The organism is Streptomyces sp. NPDC030991, assembly GCF_055571235.1.
Window position 1 is genome coordinate 71978 of record NZ_JBVIFR010000003.1, and the last position, 20920, is coordinate 92897.

19 protein-coding genes are annotated in these 20920 nt (G+C 71.9%); 3 read left to right on the forward strand and 16 right to left on the reverse strand.

Annotated features, from left to right (window positions below; all coding sequences use genetic code 11):
- Window positions 1–443 precede the first annotated feature (443 nt).
- Complete coding sequence (locus ACZ45E_RS06490; protein ID WP_468218240.1) at window positions 444–1235, forward strand: ECF transporter S component; 792 nt, start codon at window positions 444–446, stop codon at window positions 1233–1235.
- 120 nt (window positions 1236–1355) lie between these two features.
- On the opposite strand, the gene ACZ45E_RS06495 is transcribed toward ACZ45E_RS06490, so the two are convergent.
- Window positions 1356–2630, reverse strand: a complete 1275-nt coding sequence (locus tag ACZ45E_RS06495; protein WP_468217302.1) for an alpha/beta hydrolase — start codon at window positions 2628–2630, stop codon at window positions 1356–1358.
- 154 nt (window positions 2631–2784) lie between these two features.
- Window positions 2785–3954 carry a steroid 3-ketoacyl-CoA thiolase gene (locus ACZ45E_RS06500; protein WP_468217303.1) on the reverse strand — a complete coding sequence of 390 codons (1170 nt, stop codon included), beginning with the start codon at window positions 3952–3954 and terminating at the stop codon, window positions 2785–2787.
- A gap of 239 nt (window positions 3955–4193) precedes the next feature.
- Here ACZ45E_RS06500 and ACZ45E_RS06505 point away from each other — a divergent pair, with 239 nt between their 5' ends.
- Together ACZ45E_RS06505 and ACZ45E_RS06510 are read left to right on the forward strand one after the other, a co-directional pair.
- Window positions 4194–5444, forward strand: a complete 1251-nt coding sequence (locus tag ACZ45E_RS06505) for a cytochrome P450 (protein WP_468217305.1) — start codon at window positions 4194–4196, stop codon at window positions 5442–5444.
- Between the two features lie 142 nt (window positions 5445–5586).
- Window positions 5587–7230: a hypothetical protein gene (locus ACZ45E_RS06510; RefSeq protein ID WP_468217308.1), complete on the forward strand. Its 1644-nt coding sequence runs from the start codon at window positions 5587–5589 to the stop codon at window positions 7228–7230.
- On the opposite strand, the gene ACZ45E_RS06515 is transcribed toward ACZ45E_RS06510, so the two are convergent.
- The 14 genes from ACZ45E_RS06515 to ACZ45E_RS06580 form a co-directional block, all read right to left on the reverse strand.
- Window positions 7204–8415, reverse strand: a complete 1212-nt coding sequence (locus ACZ45E_RS06515; RefSeq protein ID WP_468217310.1) for a lytic transglycosylase domain-containing protein — start codon at window positions 8413–8415, stop codon at window positions 7204–7206. The two genes, ACZ45E_RS06510 and ACZ45E_RS06515, sit on opposite strands and share 27 nt — an antisense overlap.
- An 83-nt stretch (window positions 8416–8498) precedes the next feature.
- A complete protein-coding gene (locus tag ACZ45E_RS06520) occupies window positions 8499–9263 on the reverse strand; it encodes a hypothetical protein (RefSeq protein ID WP_468217313.1) in 765 nt (254 codons plus the stop codon).
- A gap of 17 nt (window positions 9264–9280) precedes the next feature.
- Window positions 9281–9808, reverse strand: a complete 528-nt coding sequence (locus tag ACZ45E_RS06525; protein WP_468218242.1) for a nuclear transport factor 2 family protein — start codon at window positions 9806–9808, stop codon at window positions 9281–9283.
- 55 nt (window positions 9809–9863) lie between these two features.
- A complete protein-coding gene (locus ACZ45E_RS06530) occupies window positions 9864–10565 on the reverse strand; it encodes a hypothetical protein (RefSeq protein WP_468217314.1) in 702 nt (233 codons plus the stop codon).
- Window positions 10562–11059 carry a hypothetical protein gene (locus tag ACZ45E_RS06535; RefSeq protein WP_468218245.1) on the reverse strand — a complete coding sequence of 166 codons (498 nt, stop codon included), beginning with the start codon at window positions 11057–11059 and terminating at the stop codon, window positions 10562–10564. Before ACZ45E_RS06535 ends, ACZ45E_RS06530 begins: the two co-directional genes overlap by 4 nt.
- 14 nt (window positions 11060–11073) lie before the next feature.
- The gene (locus ACZ45E_RS06540) at window positions 11074–12312 is read right to left on the reverse strand and encodes an MCE family protein (protein ID WP_468217316.1); all 1239 of its coding nucleotides are present in this window, start codon (window positions 12310–12312) and stop codon (window positions 11074–11076) included.
- Entirely contained in the window at window positions 12309–13508 is a 1200-nt protein-coding gene (locus ACZ45E_RS06545; RefSeq protein WP_468217318.1) for an MCE family protein, read from the reverse strand. The genes ACZ45E_RS06540 and ACZ45E_RS06545 overlap by 4 nt, the downstream gene beginning before the upstream one ends.
- Window positions 13505–14509 carry an MCE family protein gene (locus ACZ45E_RS06550; protein WP_468218247.1) on the reverse strand — a complete coding sequence of 335 codons (1005 nt, stop codon included), beginning with the start codon at window positions 14507–14509 and terminating at the stop codon, window positions 13505–13507. Before ACZ45E_RS06550 ends, ACZ45E_RS06545 begins: the two co-directional genes overlap by 4 nt.
- Before the next feature lie 10 nt (window positions 14510–14519).
- Window positions 14520–15584 carry an MCE family protein gene (locus ACZ45E_RS06555; protein ID WP_468217320.1) on the reverse strand — a complete coding sequence of 355 codons (1065 nt, stop codon included), beginning with the start codon at window positions 15582–15584 and terminating at the stop codon, window positions 14520–14522.
- Entirely contained in the window at window positions 15584–16645 is a 1062-nt protein-coding gene (locus ACZ45E_RS06560; protein WP_468217323.1) for an MCE family protein, read from the reverse strand. Before ACZ45E_RS06560 ends, ACZ45E_RS06555 begins: the two co-directional genes overlap by 1 nt.
- The gene (locus tag ACZ45E_RS06565; protein ID WP_468217325.1) at window positions 16642–17898 is read right to left on the reverse strand and encodes an MCE family protein; all 1257 of its coding nucleotides are present in this window, start codon (window positions 17896–17898) and stop codon (window positions 16642–16644) included. The genes ACZ45E_RS06560 and ACZ45E_RS06565 overlap by 4 nt, the downstream gene beginning before the upstream one ends.
- A complete protein-coding gene (locus ACZ45E_RS06570) occupies window positions 17895–18701 on the reverse strand; it encodes an MlaE family ABC transporter permease (RefSeq protein WP_468217328.1) in 807 nt (268 codons plus the stop codon). Before ACZ45E_RS06570 ends, ACZ45E_RS06565 begins: the two co-directional genes overlap by 4 nt.
- A gap of 6 nt (window positions 18702–18707) precedes the next feature.
- Window positions 18708–19439 (reverse strand): MlaE family ABC transporter permease, encoded by a 732-nt coding sequence (locus ACZ45E_RS06575; RefSeq protein WP_468218249.1) that lies wholly within the window; start codon window positions 19437–19439, stop codon window positions 18708–18710.
- A 235-nt stretch (window positions 19440–19674) separates the two neighbouring features.
- Window positions 19675–20682: an ABC transporter ATP-binding protein gene (locus tag ACZ45E_RS06580; RefSeq protein WP_468217331.1), complete on the reverse strand. Its 1008-nt coding sequence runs from the start codon at window positions 20680–20682 to the stop codon at window positions 19675–19677.
- Window positions 20683–20920 lie beyond the last annotated feature (238 nt).

Below are 20920 nucleotides of genomic sequence, written 5' to 3' on the forward strand. Positions count from 1 at the left end.
CGGCACCCGATCCGGCCGAGGAGGCACCCCGGCACGGGACCCACGTACCGGACGGGGTGCACCCGCGAGACGACGTGAGGGGACGTGCCGGGGTGCCCCCGCAGGACACCGCAGGAACCCAGCACAGGCCGACCCGCCTACGGCGGACAACAGGCGCGGCACCCGATCCGGCCGAGGAGGCACCCCGGCACGGGACCCACGTACCGGACGGGGTGCACCCGCGAGACGACGTGAGGGGACGTGCCGGGGTGCACCCGCAGGACACCGCAGGAACCCAGCACAGGCCGACCCGCCTATGGCGGACAGCAGGCACGGCAACCGATCCGGCCGAGGAGGCACCCCGGCACGGCCCCGCCACCCGACGGGACGGACGGCGCGAGACCCCCGCCCCGCCTGACCGCCAGGCGAACCCCGTCCGTCTCGGCCCGCGCTCCGTCATCGCTCTGCTCCTGGTGAGCGCCGTCGGGGTCGTCGCCATCGGGTGGCCGCTGATCACCGGCCCCGGCTCGCAGGTGAACGCCCACGCCCAGGACGCGCCCTGGCTCTTCGCGGGCCTGCTCGTCCTCCTCGTAGCCGTGGTCGCCGCCACGGTCTCCGAGTCCGGCATGGGCCCCAAGGCGGTGGCGATGCTGGGCGTGCTGGCGGCCGCCGGAGCGGCCCTGCGCCCCATCGGCGCGGGCACGGCGGGCATCGAGCCGATGTTCTTCCTCATGGTGCTCAGCGGCCGGGTCCTCGGCCCGGGGTTCGGCTTCGTCCTGGGCTCGCTCAGCATGTTCGCCTCGGCGCTGCTCACCGGCGGGGTGGGCCCCTGGATGCCGTTCCAGATGCTGTCCATGGGCTGGTTCACGATGGGCGCGGGCCTGCTCCCGGGCCCGCACACCCTGCGCGGCCTCCCCGAGCGGGCGATGCTCGCCGCCTACGGCTTCCTCGCCGCCTTCGCGTACGGGACGATCATGAACTTGGCGGGCTGGCCCTTCATGAACGCCCTCGCCTCCTCCGTCGCGTACCAGCCCGCCGCCTCGCTCCACGACAATCTGGCCCGCTTCGTCGCGTACTGCGTGGCGACGTCGCTCGGCTGGGACCTGGGCAGGGCCGCGCTCACCCTCGTCCTGACGCTGGCGGTGGGGGGCGCCGTGCTGAAGGCGCTGCGCCGGGCCACACGACGGGCCGCTTTCGAGGCCGAGGTCGCCTTCGACGAGCCGAGCCGCAGACCGACCCGGGCGTCTCGTACATGAACGACCGGTACCGGTACGGGAGCGCATGCGGAGCCTGGTCGCACGGGCAGGCCAAGGACTGATACTGAGCCGACAGCGAAAAGCGGGCCGGCACCGGAAGATGCCGCCCCGCGTTTCGCATCACCTGCCGGCGAACCACCGCACGATCTTCGGCGCCGCCTTCTGGAAGCCGCCGAAGTGATCCACGGCCCCCTGGTCGAGGACCGGCACGGACCCGCGCGCCCCCGCCGACTCCAGCCGGGCCGCACAGCTCCGCGCGTTCCCGATGGGCACGTCCGTGTCGCCCGCGGCCGCGTACAGCCGCACCGGCACGTCCGGCTTCCAGGCGCAGGCCCCGTCGTTCGCCTCCAGCACCTCCTTCAGCACTCCGGCCGGGTGCTCCATCTGCGCATAGAACACGGGCGTGAGCAGCTCCCGCAGGGTCGCGGGGAGCCCCTGGACCACGTCCTCCTCGGTGTGATCCCCGTCGAAGAGGGCCTCGACCCGGTCCGCGTAGGGGGCACGGAAGACGTCGCGCGGGTCCTTGTAGAGCGGGTGGAGCCGGTTCTGGGCGACGAGGAAGTAGGAGACGTAGAAGAGGGCGCTGGTGTCGTTGACGCGGCCGTCGAAGAGGGCGGGGATCTCGACGCCGGACAGGTCGTAGGGGCCGCTGACCGGCGCGAGGGCGCGCAGCCGGAAGTGCCGGTCGGCGCCGGACTCCAGGGCGTGGCCGAGCGCCATGGCGACCTGCCCGCCCTGGGAGAACCCGGTGGCGTACACGTCACCGGTGAGCGGGCGGCCGAGCCGGTCGGTGGCGTGCCGGGCGGCGCGGAGCATGTCGAGCGAGGCGGTCACGGACGAGGCGGTGTCCATGTACGGGTGGGTTCCCGGCCCCTGGCCGAGGCCGAGGTAGTCGGGGGCGGCGACCGCTTTGCCGGCGGAGGCGTGCAGGTAGGACGGGATCCGGCCGAAGTCGTCGCCGACGGAGGGCGCGTATTCCCGGTCGACCATGGTGCCGTGGGTGTCGGAGACGAGGTCGAGGCGGTGTGCGCCGCCGGCCGGCAGGGTGAGCAGGCCGGTGGCGAGGGCGGGGTGGCCGTACGCGTCGAGGGTCCGGTAGGTCAGCCGGTACGCCGTCACGCCGTGCCGGGTGCCGCTCGCGTCCATGTCGCGGCCGGTGAGCCAGCGGGTGACGCCGGCCCGGTCGAAGGAGGCGACGCGGGTGACGGAGACGAGCGTGCCGCGCTGGTCCCGGGCCGCGGCCCCGGTGGCGGAGGAGGGAGGGCCCTGGTCGAGAGCGACGGCGGCGGGGGCGGCGAGACCACCGGCGAGAAGCGTCGCGACGACCGCGGCGGCTGCTCGGCGCCGCGCCGAAAAGCCCCTGCTCGGACCGGAGTTGTGCGGGTGTCGGGTCATACGAGGACGCTATGGCCCGCGCCCGCCCCGCCGGTATCCGGACGGCCCCCGGACCCGGGGTGGACATAACTCCACCCCGGAACCCCGAGCCGCCCCCGGACCACCCCCGAACCGCTCTCGAACCGCCCCCGGACCGCTCCCGAACCCCGACGCTTCAGAGCCGCTGGATGATGGTCCCGGTGGCGAGGGCACCGCCCGCGCACATGGTGATGAGGGCGAACTCCTTGTCCCTGCGCTCCAGTTCGTGCAGGGCGGTGGTGATGAGCCGCGCGCCCGTGGCGCCCACGGGGTGGCCGAGGGCGATGGCGCCGCCGTTCACGTTGACCTTCTCCAGGTCCTGCTCGAAGACCTGCGTCCAGCTCAGCACGACGGAGGCGAAGGCTTCGTTGATCTCGACGAGGTCGATGTCCTTGAGCGACATGCCGGCCTTGCCGAGCACGGCCCGCGTCGCGTCCACCGGCCCGTCCAGGTGGTAGTGCGGGTCGGACCCCACCAGGGCCTGCGCGACGATCCGCGCCCGCGGCTTGAGCTTCAGCGCCCGCGCCATCCGCTTGGACGCCCACATGAGGGCGGCGGCGCCGTCGGATATCTGCGACGAGTTGCCGGCCGTGTGCACGGCGGTCGGCATGACGGGTTTCAGGCCCGCCAGCGCCTCCATGGTGGTGTCGCGGGGCCCCTCGTCCCGGTCGACGAGCCGCCACATGCCCTGCCCGGCGGCCTGCTCCTCCTCCGTCGTGGGGACCTGCACGGCGAACGTCTCGCGCTTGAAGCGCTCCTCGGCCCAGGCGTCGGCGGCCCGCTCCTGGGACACCAGGCCGAGCGAGTCGACGTGCTCCCGGGTCAACTCCCGTCGGCGGGCGATGCGTTCGGCGGCCTCGAACTGGTTGGGGAGGTCCACGTTCCACTCGTCGGGGAACGGTTTTCCGGGGCCGTGCTTGGACCCGGAGCCGAGCGGTACCCGGGACATGGCCTCGACGCCGCAGGAGATCCCCACGTCGATGACGCCGGCCGCGATCATGTTGGCGGTCATGTGCGAGGCCTGCTGCGAGGAGCCGCACTGACAGTCGACGGTCGTGGCGGCGGTCTCGTAGGGCAGGCCCATCGTGAGCCAGGCCGTGCGCGCCGGGTTCATGGACTGCTCGCCCGCGTGGGTGACCGTGCCGCCGACGATCTGTTCGACGCAGTCCGCGTGGATGCCGGTGCGGCCGAGGAGTTCGCGGTACGTCTCCCCCAGCAGATACGCGGGATGGAGGTTGGCCAGCGCGCCCCCGCGCTTGCCGATCGGCGTACGTACGGCTTCGACGATGACGGGCTCGGCTGCCATGGCGGTCGTCCTTTCACGCTTCCCGGACCAGCAGGACCAGAACCGGCTCACGCGCCGCACGGGAAACTAGAACGCGTACCAGTTCTCCGTGCAGTCTCGATGTGATTACCCCGGGTACGCAAGGGGCGTGCAAGCACCGCGCACGGAACCAACACCCCCGCGGCCCTTGCCACTTCTAGAACGCGTTACTACCTTTCGAGCCAGAACTGACGGACTGTCAGAACACCCGGGAGTAACCCATGCCGTGCCCCGCACTGCCCGACGGGTTCGACTTCACCGACCCCGATCTGCTGCAAAGCCGTGTGCCCCACCCGGAGTTCGCCCGGCTGCGGCAGGCCGAACCGGTCCGCTGGATCGCCCAGGAACCCGGCGTCTCCGGCTTCGACGACGCGGGGTACTGGGCGGTGACCCGGCACGCCGACGTCAAGTACGTCTCCACCCACCCGGAGCTCTACTCCTCCAACCTCAACACCGCCGTGATCCGCTTCAACTCCTCGATCCAGCGCGACCAGATCGAGGTCCAGAAGATGATCATGCTGAACATGGATCCGCCCGAGCACACGCGCGTACGCCAGATCGTGCAGCGCGGCTTCACGCCGCGCGCCATCCGGTCCCTGGAGGACGCCCTGCGCTCCCGCGCCCGGGACATCGTCGCGGGCGCCCTGCGGCAGGCGGGCCCCGACGGGACGTTCGACTTCGTGAGCCAGGTCGCCGTCGAACTGCCTCTTCAGGCCATCGCCGAGCTGATCGGCATCGCTCAGGAGGACCGGTCCAGGATCTTCGACTGGTCCAACAAGATGGTGGCGTACGACGATCCGGAGTACGCCATCACCGAGGAGATCGGCGCCGAGGCGGCCATGGAGATCGTCGGGTACGCGATGAACCTCGCCGCCGAGCGCAAACAGTGCCCGGCCAAGGACATCGTCAGCCAACTGGTGGCGGCCGAGGACGAGGGCAACCTCTCCTCGGACGAGTTCGGCTTCTTCGTGATCCTGCTGGCGGTCGCCGGGAACGAGACGACCCGCAACGCGATCACGCACGGCATGCACGCCTTCCTCACCCACCCCGACCAGTGGGAGCTGTACAAGCGCGACCGTCCCGGCACCACGGCCGAGGAGATCGTGCGCTGGGCGACACCCGTCGTCTCCTTCCAGCGCACGGCGACCCAGGACACCGAGCTCGGCGGCCGGACGATCAGGGCGGGCGACCGCGTCGGCATCTTCTACTCCTCCGCCAACCACGACCCCGAGGCGTTCGAGAACCCCGACGCCTTCGACATCACCCGTGACCCCAACCCGCACCTCGGCTTCGGCGGCGGCGGACCCCACTTCTGCCTCGGCAAGTCCCTCGCCGTCCTGGAGATCGACCTGATCTTCAACGCGATCGCCGACGCCATGCCCGGCCTGCGGCTGGCCGGAGACCCGCGCCGGCTGCGCGCGGCGTGGCTCAACGGCGTGAAGGAACTCCAGGTGTCCACCACGGACGGCTGACGGCTGACGGTCACCAAACCGGTGGACTTCGGCCGGATCCACACCGGTTACCGCCCGCGAGTAAACATTTCCGTTGCGACGCACGTCTTTGTCCGTGGAACATGCACACGCCCGCGACTCGCAACGGAACGGACCGGTACCCGTGGCCACGGTCGACCTGCCCCTGGGGCGCACCCCAGTACGCCGACGCCCCACCCGGGCCGGGCACCACCGCGTGGCCCTGCTCGCCACCGCGCCCACACTGCCCCTCTACGTCGTGTGGGCGCTGTTCCTGGCGACCGGGGGCGGCGATCTCGCCGCCCAGCAGGCGTGGGCCAGGTTCGCCGCCGACCACGGCGCGTCGGCCTACAACCTGTTCTGGTACGGCGGCATGCACACCGCCAATTACTCGCTGATCTCGCCGTATCTGATGGCGGAGCTCGGGGTGCGCCCGGTGACGGTGGCGTCCGGGGTGGTGGCGGCCTGGCTCGGCGCCCTCCTCGTCGCGCGGACCGGGATCGGCCGCCCGCTGGCCCCGGCCGTGCTGCTCTCGCTCGCGCTGTGGTGCAACGTGGCGTCGGGGCGTACGACGTTCGCGCTCGGGGTCGCGTTCGGGCTCGGCGCGGGCGTGGCGCTGCGCGGGCGGCGGCGCAGGCCGGTCGTGGCGCTGGTGGTCGCGGCGGTGTGCGGGGCGCTCGCCACGATGGCGTCCCCGGTGGCCGGGCTCTTCCTCGCCGTGGTCGGGGCCGGGTACCTGGGCGCCCGCGACCGGTGGCGGGCGGCGGCGCTCCTGGTGCCGCCCGCCGTGGTGGTGGGCACGACGACGCTGCTCTTCCCGTTCAAGGGCGAGCAGTTGATGCCGCTGGACCGGGTCTGGCCACCGGTCCTGTTCGCGCTGACGCTGGTGGTGGCGGGCCCGCGGCGCTGGTGGGTGGCGCGCTGGGCGGCCGGGGTCTACGCGGCCGGCACCGTCCTCACGTATCTGATCCCCTCCCCCGTCGGGACCAACGTGGAGCGGCTGGCCGAACTCGCCGCCCCCGCCGTTCTGTTGGCGGCCGCCCGCACGCCGGGCCTGACCCGGGCGAAGGTGGCGGTCCTGGTGGCCGCGCTCGTCCTGTCGTCGGCGTGGGTGGTGCAGAAGACCGCCGACGACCTCGTGGTGTCGACGCACGTGCCGTCGTGGGCGGCCGAGACGCACGGCGTCGTACGGGAGTTGGAGCGGCTGGACGCGGACCGTACCCGGGTCGAGGTGATCCCGGCACGCAACCACCGGGAGGCGGCCCGGCTCGCCCCGTACGTGAACATGGCGCGCGGCTGGAACCGGCAGCTCGACATCGAGCGCGGGCGGCTGTTCTACGACGGCACATTCTCGGCGGGGACGTACCGGGCCTGGCTGGACCGGTGGGCGGTCGGCTTCGTCGTGCTGCCCGAGGGCAAGCCGGACGGGTTCGCCGAGCAGGAGGCCGCGTTCGTGCGGTCCGGGCCCGCCTATCTGGAGCGGGTGTGGCGCGATCCGCACTGGCAGGTGTTCCGGGTGCGGGACGCGGTGCCGCTGGTCTCCGCGCCCGCCTCGGTCCTCAGCTCGGACGGCGCGCGGGTCACGGTCCGCTTCCGGCGCGCGGGATCGGCGACGCTGCGGGTCGCGTACTCGCCCTGGCTCAGGTCCGAGGGCGGCTGCCTCAAGGTACGCGAGCAGGGCGAGTTCACGGAGCTGACGGCGCCGGCGGCCGGCATCTACCGGATCGGCTCCGGCTGGGAGCCGTCCGCGTCGCCGGGCGCCTCAGGACCCGGGTGTCCCGCACGGTGAGGGTGTCTGTGACGGGGACGGGGCCGGGGTGTCGGACGGGGAGGGCGAATCCGTCGGGGAGGCGCTGTCGGAGGGGCAGCCGGACGGGGTGCCCGGTCCGGTCGGTTCGCCGGTAGGGGGCTCGTCCGTCGTGGGCGGGTCGGTGGGCGGCGTCGTCGTCGGCGGGCCGGTGGTCGGGGTGGCGGAGCCGGAGGGGCCCGGGGTCGGGCGCGGCCCGCCGGTCGGCTTCGGGGACGTACTCGGCCGGGGACTCCTCGTCGGGTCGGGGGCGTGGGTGGGGGCGGGCCCGATGACGATGCCGCCGCCCTTCCCGCCGCCCTCGTGGCCCACCGGCGCCGTGGCCGGAGTCCTGGAGCCGGCGCCCGGGGTGGCCGGGACCACGCCGTGGCCGTCCGGCACGGTGTGCACACCCTCCCGGTAGAAATCCAGCCAGTGCAGGACGAGCCGGAGGTAGTCCTGGGAGTAGTTGTAACTGAGGACGGCGCGCTCCAGGCCGCTCGCGGTGCTCACGTCGCGGTCGCCCGCGCACAGGTAGCGGCCGGCGCCGAGGGCGGCGTCGAAGATGTTGTTCGGGTCGGAGCGGCCGTCGCCGTTGCCGTCGGCGCCCCAGCGGCGCCAGGTCCCCGGCAGGAACTGCATCGGCCCGACGGCCCGGTCGTACTCGGGGTCGCCGTCCCAGGCGCCGTTCTCGGTGTCCCGGATCAGGGCGAAGCCGTCGCCGTTCAGGGCGGGCCCGGTGATGCGGTGCCGGGTGGTGCCGTGCGCGTCGACGTCGCCGCCCCTGGCCTGCCCCGACTCGACCTTGCCGATCGCGGCGAGCAACTGCCACGGCAGGCGGCAGCCGGGATCGGTGCGGGCGACGGTGGACTCGGCGCGGCGGTAGGCGGCGAGGACCGACGCGGGGAGGCCGGACTCGGCACGGGTCCGCTGCACCGGGTACGTGATGTTCGGGGCCTGCGGGGTCTCCAGGGGCGGCAGTTCGGTGTGGTACGAGTCGTCGCCCTGGGAGCCGACGCCGGGCAGCGACTCGGTGGCCGACGCGGCCGGTTCACTGTCGGGGGTCGACCGGGCGGCCAACTCCCGTACGACGTCCGGCGCTTGGGAGGCGGTCAGCAGCGCGGTCGCGGCGACGGCCACGGCGGTGCCGCGCAGGCGGCGGCGCAGTCGGGTACGCGGGGTTCGCATGGGGCCCTTTCCGTCCGGGTCTGTCAGTTTCCTGTCTGCCTTGCTTCGGTCTCCGGCCCGGCCGGGCCGGGCTCCGGTGCGGCTCAGCTGCCGCCGAAGGTGTCGATGGCGGAGACCAGCCAGCGGCTGTCGCGTCGCACCAGGTCGACGGCGAGCATCGCGCCCGCGTAGTTCGCGGCGTCCTTCGCCTTGGCCGCGGTGCTGGTGCTGCTCTGGTCGGCGAAGACGAGTACGCGGGCGCGGTCGCCGTCGATGCGCTCCACGGCGCTGTCGGTGACCGTCGTGGTCACCACGGTCTTCTCCTTCTGGGCCTGGGCGAGGACCGGGGCGAGCAGGGTGCGGTGCTGGGCGACGGCCTTGCCGGTCAGGTAGGTGGCGGCGGCCTTCTGCTGCGCCTGCGGGTCGGCGTGGTCGTAGGAGAAGAGCGCGTTCACGGCTCTGCCCGCCTGCCCCTTGACCTCGCTGGTGCGGGCGGCGTCGGTGAGGGCGGTGTTGCCCGTCGCCGCGCCGTCCCTCAGGCCGCGCGTCTCGGCGTACGCCCACCCGGCGAAGGCGCCCAGGAGGAGGGTGAGGAGGCAGAGGGCGGCGAGCAGGGGCCGCGCGGGACGGCGCGCCCGCTCCGGGCGGTCGTCCAGGTCGCGGGTGTCGCGGGCGCCGCGGGTTTTGGCGGTGTCAGGGGTGACGGTGGTGTCGGGGCTGTCGGGGAGTTCCGGCCCGGCCTGCGGTCGGCGGCGGCGGGGGGCGGCTTCCTCGGGGGCGGCGGGCACGGCGACCGGGGCCGGTGCGGGTTTCTGTGCCTGTGCCAGGCGGCGCTGGCGGTTGATGTGATGGCGGGTCGTCGTCGACATCCCTCGGTCCTTTCCGGTCAGTCGGTGGTCGCGGTGGAGCCGACCGGCGCCTGGCCGAGAGCGCTGAGCTTCCAGCGGCCGTCGGTGCGGGTGAGTTCACCGAGCATGCGGCTGTTCTTGTCGGTGGCCTTCTCTCCTGAGGCCCGTACGGTGACGCGCAGGGCGACCATGACGCGGGCGCGGCCCGCGCGCTCGTCGAGCTCGGTCACCGCGCCGGACAGCACCTTGGCCGTGCTGACGGTCTTCGCGCCCTGCACCTGTTTGGTGAAGGCCGCGCGGCCCTTGACGAGTTGGCTGTGCAGGTCGCCGGTGGTGGAGGACTCCCAGAGATCGAGCCCGGGCTCCAGCTCGCGGTGGTCGAGGGTGTTGAGGTTCTGCACGGCCTGCTCCCCCGCTTCCAGGGCGTCGTCGCGGGTGGCGGCGTACCCGGCGGTGGAATCGTGCGCGGCCTCGTACCAGGACCAGCCGGCCCACGCGGCGACGCCACCCGCGAGGAGGGTGAGAGCCAGCGCGGCGATGAGCAGCGGCTGGGTGAGCCGGGACATGCGCGCCCCTTTCTTCGGGTTCATCGGGTCGATCGGGTTCATCGGGTCTCTCGGTTCATCGGGCCTTGATGTCGACGATCTGCCAGATGTCGTCGTGGAGCCGGGCGGTGACGGACAGCTGGGCGGCGGAGGTCGTGGGCTTCTTCGCGCCGTCGCGCCGCGCGGTCTGGTCGAGGAAGACGAGCAGGTGCGCGGTGTCGCCGCGCAGGCTGACGGTGCCCACGCGCACGGTCTGGGTGGTCAGGGTGACGTGCTGGCTGCGGACGTTCTTCCTGACCTGGGCGAAGAGCCGGCTGTACTGCCGCGCGGCCTGCCCCGACAGCACCGTGCGGGCCGACCGCTCGGTGGCGTCGGTGCCGTCCGGCGTGTACGAGAACACCTTGGCGAGCGCGCTGCTCACGTCCCCGTTGACCCGGTTGGTCGCGTCGGCGTCCGTCAGCGCGTGGTTCCCGGCGGCGGGCGCCGTACGCAACTCGTGGGCCTGATAGAGGAACACGCCCCCGGCGAGGCTCAGCAGCACGGCCCCCGCCACGCCGCCGACCACACCCCGCCGCTCCCACCAGGCCCGCCCCTCGGAACCGGCACCGGCCCGCGCCACCTCGCCCGACCCAGTCTCCGGCCCGGCCTCCTCGGCCCCATCCGCCTCAGGCTCAGGAGCCGCGTCCTCACCCGTGCCTGCCTCAGGCTCCGGAGCCGCATCCTCCGTCAGTACGGGCGACGCCGCCTCCTCCTGCGCCTCTGCCGTCTCCTGCCTCATCCGGACACCTCCGTCACCGGTACCGCGTTGAGCGTCTTCACCTTCCACGTGCCGTCGGTGGCCCGGGCCAGTGCCGCCTCCAGCCGCTTGCGGTCGGTGGACGGTGCCTTGGCGCCCTTCGGGGTCGTCTCCACCCGGACCGTCGCGATGAGCTTCGCCGTGCCGGCCCGGTCGTCGAGCGCGGTCACCGCCGCGTCCGTGACGACGCCGCGCGACGATGCCCCGGAGGCCGGGGCCAGGCGCCCGAGCCGGGTGCGGAGCGGGCCCGACGTGACCGTCTTCCACGTGCGCACCCCGGCCCGGGCCCGCGCCGCCGTCGACGCGTCCAGCGAGGTCAGCGCCGCGACGGCGGACCGCCCGTCGGCGAGCGCCGCGTCCCGCGCCCGGCCGTACCCGAGGTCGTCGTCGCCCCGCGCCTGCGCGTACGACCAGGCCCCCGTCCCGCACAGCCCGAGCGCCGCGGCGAGCCCCACCCCCGCGAAGGCCCGACGCAGGGCGGCCCGGCGGTTCATGAGCCGTCCCCCGCCGGGGAGTTCACGCCGAGGAGGTCCGGCATGCCGGACGCCGAGGACGCCGCTCCCGACTCCGGGACCGAGGGCAGGGACAGCGCCCCGGGCCTGGCCGGTTCCGGCACCGCGCCACCGCCCGGCGCGTTGGCCGAGCCGCGTACGCCGATGCCGCTCGACGCCGGTGCCGTACAGCGCGCGCCGGTGTTGAGGGCGGGCGCCGGGCCGAGGTCCGTACCGAGGCGGTAGGGCGTACCGGAGTATCCGGCCGTGCAGGGAAGGGGTTTGAAGAACGTGACGGCCATGCCGAGGTTGACCTTCTTTCCGTCGACGGCCGTGGCGCCCGCGGCGACGGCCTGCGGGAGCTTGACGAGGAGCTCCTCGGTGCCGCGCTGCCGGGTGACGGCGACTTCGGAGGTGGTGAGGAGGTTGGCGAGGACGACGCCGAGCTCCGGGTTCATGTCCCGGAGCACGCCGCTGAGTTCGGTGGCGGCCTCGGGCGCTGCCATGATCAGGCGGCGCAGGTCCGTGTCGGAGTTCTTCAGGGTCGCCGCGAGGTCCTTCGCGCCGCTCGCGAAGTCCTTGATGGCCTGGCCCTCCTCGGCCTGGGTGCGCAGCACGACCTCTCCGTCGGCGATGAGTCTCGTGGTCCGGGGCAGGGCCCGGTCGGCGGCCTGGACGAAGTCGGAGCCGTTGTCCATGAGGAGCTGGAGGTCCTCGCCGCGCCCTTCGAAGGCCTTGCCGAATTCGTCGACGACCGTGCGCAGGGAGTCCAGCGGCACCGATGTCGTCAGGTCGTCGACGCTCGCGAGTACGTCCGTGACCGGCCGCGGCACGGTCGTCGCGGTCGGGTCGATGCGGGCCCCGTCGGCGAGGTAGGGGCCGCTCGCGCGGTCGGGGCGCAGGTCGATGTACTGCTCGCCGACCGCGGAGAGGCTCGCCACGACGGCCTTGGCGTCGTCGGGGATGCGCGGTGCGGACTTCTTGATGCGCAAGGCGGCCTCGACACCGTCCGGGGTGAGCCCGATCTTGCCGACGCGCCCCACGGAGACACCCCGGTAGGTGACGTCGGAGTGGGTGAACAGGCCTCCGGTGCGCGGCAGTTGCACCTTGACCGTGTAGTAGTCGGCGGCACCCACGTACCGGCCGAGGTCGGCGTAGCGGATGCCGAGGAAGCCGAGGACGAGGACGGCGATGACGAGGAAGGCGAGGTTCTTGAGTCGGACGGCGAGTGTGATCACCGGGTGCCTCCGCTCGACGGCAGAGGCAGCGGCGACGAACCGCGCGCAGACCCTTCCCGCGCGGCCCCTTCCCGCGCGGCCCCGTCCGCCGGGGACCCCTTTTGGACGGTCGCCGAGGGGGTGGGTGACGAGGACGGCGAGGTCTCGACAATCGGCGGGATCAGTGTCGTACCGGGCGCGGCCGTGAGGTCGAGGTATGTGTTGAGGTAGTCGCCCTTGATGCCGCGGAGCACCTCGTCGGTGAAGGGGTACGTGAGGAGCACCTGGAGCGAGTCGGGAAGGTCCTTGCCGGAGTCGGCGAGCGCCTTGAGCGTGGGGGCGATCGCCTTGAGGTCGGCGACCATGTCGGCCTTGCCGGTGTCGATCGTGTCGACGGCGACGTCCTGGAGCCGGTCGAGGGAGCGCAACATCGTCATCAGCGAACCCCGTTGCTCCTTCAGGGTCTTGAGGCCGGGCGAGAGATCGGTGAGCACGGTCCCGACGTCCTCCTTGCGGTGCGCGAGCGTGGCCGACAGACGGTTGACGCCGTCGAGTGCGGCGGTGATGTCACCGCGGTGGTCGTCGAGGTCGGTGACGAGGGTGTCGACGCGGCGCAGGGTGGAGCGGACCTCGCTCTCGCGGCCGCCGATGGCGGAGTTGAGTTCGGTGGTGATGGTCTTGAGCTGGTTGACGCCGCCGCCGTTGAGCAGCAGTGACAGTGCGCCGAAGACCTCTTCGACCTCGGAGTTGCGGCCGGTGCGCGACAGCGGGATGCGGCCCCCGTCGCCGAGCGATCCGGTGCCGTTCTTCGGCGTGACGAGCTGGACGTACTTCTCGCCGAGCAGGCTCGACTGTTCGAGCCGGGCGCCGGTGGTGGCCGGCAGCCGCACGTCGCCGTTGAGCCGCATGGTCACGCGGGCGGACCAACTGCCGCGCCCGGGCAGGGAGATGTCGGTGACGCGGCCCACGGCGACGTCGTTGACCTTGACCGCGGACTGCGGGACGAGGCTCAGTACGTCCTTCATGTCGGCGGTGATCGTGTACGGGTGCGCTCCGAGGTCGGCGCCGCCGGGCAGCGGCAGGTCCTCCACGCCGCCGAACGACGGGGTCGGCACGCTGATGACGCCGATGGTCAGGAGGAAGGCCGAGCTGATGGCGAGCGCGGCCACGGCTGCCGCACCGGCGCGGATCCGTGTCCGCCGGGTCCGCGTCGTCACTGTGCACCGCCGACCGCGGGCAGGGGCAGCAGCGGGCCGCCCATGCTCACCTCGTTGAGGTTGGCCCGGCCGTCCAGGGTGCGGGTCTTCGGGTCGTACGCGCCGACGACGTTGCCCGCGGCGAGCGGTGCGACGTCCAGCGCCTCGGCCAGTGACGCGCGTTGGTCGACGAGGGTCTGGGTGAGGGGCACCAGCCGGTCGACGTTCTTCTTCAGCTCGCCCCGGTTCTCCTTGATGAAGGTCTTGACCTGTCCGAGGGCGGCGCCGAGTTCCTTCAGGGCTCCCGCGAGGTCGTCCTTGTTGTCGGCGAAGTAGCTGGTGACGTCGTCGAGGTTCTCCTGCGCGGTGCGCACCCCGCCGTCCTTCTCCTTCAGCATCGTCGTGAAGCTCTGGAGCTGGCCGAGGGTGGTGAACAGGTCGTCGCTGCTGCCGTTCAGGGTCTTCGCCGCCTTGCCGAACTGCTCGATGCTGTCGCCCATCGCCGTCCCGTTGCCCTTGAGGTTCTTCGCCCCGGTGTCGAGCAGCCCGGACAGGGCGCCCTCGGCGTTGGCGCCGCCGGGGCCGAGCGCCTTGCTCAGCTCGGTGACGCTGTCGTAGAGCTGGTCGATCTCGACGGGGGTGCGGTTGCGGGACGCGGGCAGGGTCGCCCCGTCGCGCAGCGCGGGCCCCCTCGTGTAGGCGGGGGTGAGCTGTACGTACCGGTCGGCGACGACGCTGGGGGCGACGGCGACGGCCCGGGCGCCGGCCGGCACCTTGACGCCGTCGTCGACGTCGAGCGTCACCCGTACCCGCGTGCCGTCGGGCCGCACGGACGCGACCCGGCCCACCCGCACCCCGAGGACGCGCAGGTCGGACCCGGCGTAGATGCCGACGGCCCGGTCGAAGTAGGCGGTGATGCGGGTGCCGCCGTCCGAGGCGGTGGCGCGGACGCCGACGACCCCCGCGGCGATCAGCAGGGCGAGCGCGACCGCGCCCACGAGCAGTTTGCGGCGCGTGGTCATCGTCGCCATGTCAACCACCGGCCTTCACGTCGTACGTCCCGTTCTTCGGCGGCATGCAGGAGTTCTTGGGCAGCGAGGACGCGGGCAGGTAGTCGCGGGGCACGATGCCGCACAGGTAGCTGTCGAACCAGCGGCCGTTGCCGAGCGTGTTGCCGATCAGCCGGTAGTAGGGGCCGACGAGGGCGAGGGTCTTGTCGAGCTTGCCCTGGTTCTTCTCCAGGACGTCCGTGACCCGGCCGAGCGCCTTGAGGGTCGGCCCGAGCTGCTTCTCGTTGTCGTCGACGAGCCCGCCGAGCTCCCGGCCGAGGGCCTCGCTGCCGCTGAGCAGTGCCTTGATCGCCGTGCGCCGCTTCTTCAGCTCGCCGAGCAGTGAGCCGCCGTCGTCGATGAGCGTCTCGAAGCTCGACTTCTTCGTCTGGAGCGTCTTGGTCAGTTTCTTGCTGCCCGCGAGGAGCTGGGCGAGTTCCGTGTCGCGGGAGGAGACGGTCTTCGACAGTGCGGACAGGCCCTTGACGGCCGCCCGCACGTCGGGCGGTGAGTCCTTGAAGGTCTCGGAGATCGTCTCGAAGCTCGCGGCGAGCTGCTTGGTGTCGATGTCGTCGATGGTGCCGCTGAGGTCCCCGAACGCCTCGGTGACGTCGTACGGGGAGGTGGTGCGCGACAGCGGGATGCGGGCGTCCGGGTCCTGCCGGGCGCCGCCGACCGGGTCGAGGGCGACGTACTTCTCCCCGAGCAGGGTCTTGATGGCGATGGCGGCGGTCGTCCGGTCGCCGATCCAGGTGGAATCGTCCTCGATCTCGAAGGAGACCTTGACCTGGTTCCCGTCGAGGGCGACGCCGGTGACCTCGCCGACCTTCACGCCGGCGATCCGTACCTCGTCGCCGTCGCCGAGCCCGGCGGCCTCGGTGAAGCCGGCGGTGTAGGCGGTGCCGCCGCCGACGACGGGCAGGCTGTTCGCGTTGACCGCGGCGAGGCCGAGCAGCGCGAGCACCACCAGGCCGGCCACAGCGACGGCGACGGGGTTGCGCTCCTTGACAGGCTTGAGCCGGGGCCGTTTCGGGGCTCTGGTCCGCATCACTGGCACCTCGCTTCGGTGACGGTGACGCCGGTCGGCGGCTTCGATCCGTCGGACATCTTCACGCCGCCGACCTTCGCCTCGCAGAGGTAGAGGTTGAACCAGGACCCGTACGAGGAGAGGCGGGACAGGGCGGTCAGCTTGGCGGGGGTCTTGTCGAGGAAGTTCTCGATCTGCGGGATGCCGTCGCCGAGGGAGGTGGACAGGCGGCCCAGCTGGTGGATGTCGTCCTTCAGGGGCCGGCGCGCGTCCTGGAGGAAGCCGGCGGTGACGGTCGTCAGGTCCCCCATCGCCTCGACGGCGTCGCCGAGCGGTTCGCGGTCCTCGCTGAAGCCGGAGACGAGTTCCTGGAGGGTGGTGACGAGGTCGTCGAACTGGTCCTCGCGGTCGTTGATGGTGGTCAGGACGTCCGTCAGGTTGCCGACGACCTCGCCGATCACCTTGTCCTTGGCGGCGACGGTCGACGACAGGGAGCCGACGTGCTCGATGAGGCTGTCGACGGTGCCGCCCTCGCCCTGGAGGACCTTCACGATGGACCCGGCGAGTTCGTTGACGTCGCGCGGGGAGAGGCCCTCGAAGAGCGGCTTGAACCCGTTGAAGAGGAGGGTCAGGTCGAGGGCGGGCGTGGTGCGGTCGAGCGGGATGGTGGCATCGGCGTCGAGGGCCCCCGTCCCGTCCCCGGTGCCGCGCGCCAGGGACACGTACCGCTGGCCGACCATGTTGAGGTACTTCACGGCGGCCGTGGTGGTGGGCGGCAGATGGCGGTCCCGGTCGACGGTGAAGGTCACCTGGGCGGTGCGCCGGTCGACGACGCGCACATCGGTGACCTCGCCGACCTTGACGCCGGATATCCGTACGCCGTCGCCGTCGACGAGCCCGGTGACATCGGTGAACAGCGCCTTGTACGTGGTCCCGTCGGTCCCCACGCCGGTGTTGGCGATGCTCAGGCCGAGCACGGTGGTGGCCAGCGCGGTGACGACGACGAAGACGAGGGACTTCAGGAGCGGTCCGGCGAGGGACTTGCGTCTGATGTGCTTGAACTCCGCTTCCTCGCTGCTCACTTGAGCTTCACCTCCGTCCCCCGGTAGAGGGGTCCGGCGAGCAGGCTCGACCAGTCGGGGAGGTCGTCGGGCGATGCCTTGGCGGCGGGCGCGATGAGCTCGTTCACCAGGTCGTTCTCCTGCGGCGAGTTGGCGGGCCCGAGGTCCTGCCCGGCGGGGGCCGTGGCGGAGACGGGTGCCTTGGCGGTCCCCGCGCCGAGGTACGGCACCGGGTAGCAGTGCGGCCCGCCGCCGGCGCCGTACGAGGGTGTGTCGCGTCCGGCGGTGTAACTGCCCCGAGAGGGCACGGTGGTGACGTCCACGTGCAGTCCTGGCCGGTCGGTCCCCTTGCCGAGCACCTTGTCCATGCGCGGCACGAAGTCGGCGAGGGTGCGCAGGGTGCAGGGGAAGGACGAGGAGTACTCGGCGAGCAGTTCGAGGGTGGGCCGTGAGGTGGCGGAGAGCCGGATGATGTTGTCCTGGTTGGCCCGCAGGAAGGCGTCGAGGTCCTCGGCGGCCCGGGTGGTGTTGCCGTAGGCCCCGGCGAGGTCGCTCTCCTTCTCGGCGAGCGTGCCGCTGGTGGTGGTGAAGTCGGTGAGCGCGTCGATGATGCCGGGCGCGGCGTCGGCGTAGACGTGGCTGACCTTGACGAGCTGTTTCAGGTCCGCGTTCAGGGTCGGCAGGTTCGGGTTGAACTTCCGCAGGTGCGCGTCGAGTTGCGTGAGCGTGTCACCGAGCGTCGCCCCTCTGCCCTCCAGCGCCTGCGACACGGCGGACAGGGTCGACGACAGTTTTTGCGGCTGCACGGCGGTCAGCATGGGCAGGACGTCGTCGAGGACCTGTTGCAGCTCGATGGCGTTGGCGGAGCGGTCCTGCGGGATGGTCGCCCCGGCCGCCAGCGTCCGCGTACTGGGATCGTCCGGCGGTACGAGGGCGACGTAGCGCTCGCCGAACAGGGTGGTGGGGAGCATCTGGGCGCGGACGTCGTCGGGGACGGAGTCGAGCGCTCCGGGTTCGAGGGCGAGGGTGAGGCGGGCCCCGGTGGGCGTGGCGTCGATGTCCCTGACCTCGCCGAGGACGACGCCGCGCAGCTTCACCTCGGCGCCGAGGTGCATCTCGTTGCCGACGCTGCCGGTCTCCACGACGATGTCGTCGGAGGCGACGAAGTCCTTGTTGTAGACGGCGACGGCCAGCCAGATGAGCAGCGCGGGGACGACGAGGAACGCGATCCCGGCGAGTCTGCGGCGGAGGGTCTCCGTGCGTGTCTTCGTCACCCCGCCACCTTCACGGTCGTGGTGGCGCCCCACAGGGCCAGCGACAGGAAGAAGTCGGTGACGGAGATGAGCACGATGGCGTTGCGCACGGACCGTCCGACGGCGATGCCCACCCCGGCCGGGCCACCGCTGGCCCGGTACCCGTAGTAGCAGTGGGCGACGATGACCATGACGCTGAAGATGAGCACTTTCAGCACGGAGAGCAGCACGTCGGTCGGCGACAGGAACAGGTTGAAGTAGTGGTCGTACGTGCCTTGCGACTGCCCGTTGAAGACGACGGTGACCAGGCGTGAGGCGAGGTACGAGGAGAGCAGCCCGATCGCGTAGAGCGGGATGATGGCGACGACGCCGGCGATGATGCGGGTGGTGACGAGGTAGGGCATGGACCGCACGCCCATCCCTTCGAGGGCGTCGACCTCCTCGTTGATCCGCATGGCGCCGAGCTGGGCGGTGAATCCGGCGCCGACGGTCGCGGAGAGCGCGAGCCCGGCGACCAGCGGGGCGATCTCGCGGGTGTTGAAGTACGCGGAGACGAATCCGGTGAAGGCGGCGGTGCCGATCTGGTCCAGGGCGGCGTACCCCTGGAGGCCGACCACGGTGCCGGTCGCGGCGGTCATCGCGATCATCACGCCGATGGTGCCGCCGATGACGCCGAGCCCGCCGGAGCCGAAGGCGACCTCGGCGAGCAGACGCTGCACCTCTTTGGTGTACCGGACCAGGGTCCGCGGTATCCAAAGCAACGCGCGTACGTAGAAGAGGAGTTGGTCGCCGCCGCGGTCGAGCCAGACGAGCGGGGAGGTCATGACGGTTCAGCCTCCCTTCGGCGGAACGATCTGGAGGTAGATGCCGGTCATCACCATGTTCACGAAGAAGAGCAGGATGAAGGTGATGACGACGGACTGGTTGACGGCGTCCCCGACGCCCTTCGGGCCGCCGCGCGGGTTGAGTCCCCGGTACGCGGCGACGATCCCGGCGATGAACCCGAAGATGACGGCTTTCAGCTCGCTGATGTAGAGGTCGGGGAGCTGGGCGAGCGCGGAGAAGCTCTGCAGGTAGGCGCCGGGGGTGCCGTGTTGCAGGATGACGTTGAAGAAGTAGCCGCCGAGGGTGCCGACGACGGAGACCATGCCGTTCAGCAGGAGCGCCACCGTCATGGTGGCCAGCACGCGCGGCACGACGAGCCGCTGGACCGGCGAGACGCCCATCACGGTCATCGCGTCCAGCTCTTCGCGGATCTTGCGCGAGCCGAGGTCGGCGCAGATGGCCGAGCCGCCCGCGCCCGCGATGAGCAGGGCGACGATGAGGGGGCTCGCCTGCTGGATGACGGCGAGGACGCTGGCCCCGCCGGTGAAGGACTGGGCGCCCAACTGCTGAGTCAGCGAGCCGACTTGCAGCGCGATGACGGCGCCGAACGGGATCGAGACGAGCGCCGCGGGCAGGATGGTGACGCTCGCGATGAACCAGAACTGCTCGACGAACTCCCGGAACTGGAACGGCCGCCGGAAGACGTCCCGCGCCACTTCCAGCGCGAGCGCGAACAGCTTGCCGGTCTGCCGGAGGGGGCCGAGGAGGGGGTTCGGGGGGCGGGGGGCGGCCCGTTTCCCGGTGTCGGCCGGGGCGGGGGGTGCCTGCGGCGCGGGGCCCGGCACCTTGTTGTCGACGCTCACATCGACCCCCTCAGGGGCGCGCGGAAGTGTGCGACCAGCCACGACGCACCCCGCATCCGGCAACGAGACGGCAAGCGGCGGTCCTCGATGCCCGGAGGGGCTTGATATCTCACGACGCACCCCCGGCGCGGGGCAGCACCGCGGTCGGCTCCAGCCCGGCGGAGCCGTACGTGGCCCGGATCGCGGCGGCAGCAGATGCCGGCAACGTATCGAGCATCCTGAGCACCCGGGCCCGCCGCCGAGCGACAGCGGCCCGCTCCCCGAGCCCCGGTGAGGGCTGGAGCTGCGGCACCAGGGCGCGCGGCTCGATCACCGTGCCGCCGCCGGCGGCCTCCGCGGCCAACGTCGCCGCGTCCTTCTCCTCCGACATCCCGATGGGCCCCGCCTTGCTGGCGGTCAGGAACTGCGCGACCACCGGCTCCCTGCTGGTCAGCAGGACCTCCCTGGGGCCGAACGTCACCAGGTTCCGCCGGAAGAGCATGCCCATGTTGTCCGGCACGGTCGCGGCGATGTCGAGGTTGTGGGTGACGATGAGCATGGTCGCGTCGATCTGCGTGTTCAGGTCGATGAGCAGCTGGGAGATGAAGGCCGTCCGCACGGGGTCGAGCCCCGAGTCCGGCTCGTCGCAGAGGATGATCTGCGGGTCGAGGACGAGGGCCCGCGCGAGACCGGCGCGCTTGCGCATACCGCCGCTGATCTCCCCCGGCAGCTTCCCCTCTGCGCCGAGGAGCCCGACGACGTCGATCCGCTCCATGACGATGCGGCGGATCTCCGACTCCTTCTTCTTCGTGTGCTCGCGCAGCGGGAAGGCGATGTTGTCGAAGAGGTTCATCGAGCCGAAGAGGGCGCCGTCCTGGAACATGAGACCGAACAGCTTGCGGGCCTCCATCACGTCCCGCTCGGGGCTGCGCGCCATGTCGACGCCGTCGACGAGGACGCGGCCCCGCTCCGGCTTGAGCAGACCGATCAGCGACTTCAGGAAGACGGTCTTGCCGGTGCCGGACGGGCCGAGCATGACGCTCACCTCGCCGGCGGGCAGGGTGAGGCTGACGTCCTGCCAGATGCTCTGGCGGCCGAAGGACTTGGTGAGTCCCTCGACCTTCACTTCGATTCCCATCGCTTCTCACCTTCAGCGAGCGAACTCGGCAGCGCACGGTAATTCGCTCCGTGCGTGCCGGACAAGATCTCGGAACGGCCGTCCCGAATCTTCCTGAAAACTTGTCATCGGATGACAAGAGACCGGTTCTCCCCTGTCGGGAGATGAGTGGATCCACTCCGGCCCTCGGATTTTCCCGTGGTTCGTGGCGGAGCCCCGTCTCACCGGGGGTACGGCGAAAAAGATTGGGGCCCCGCCA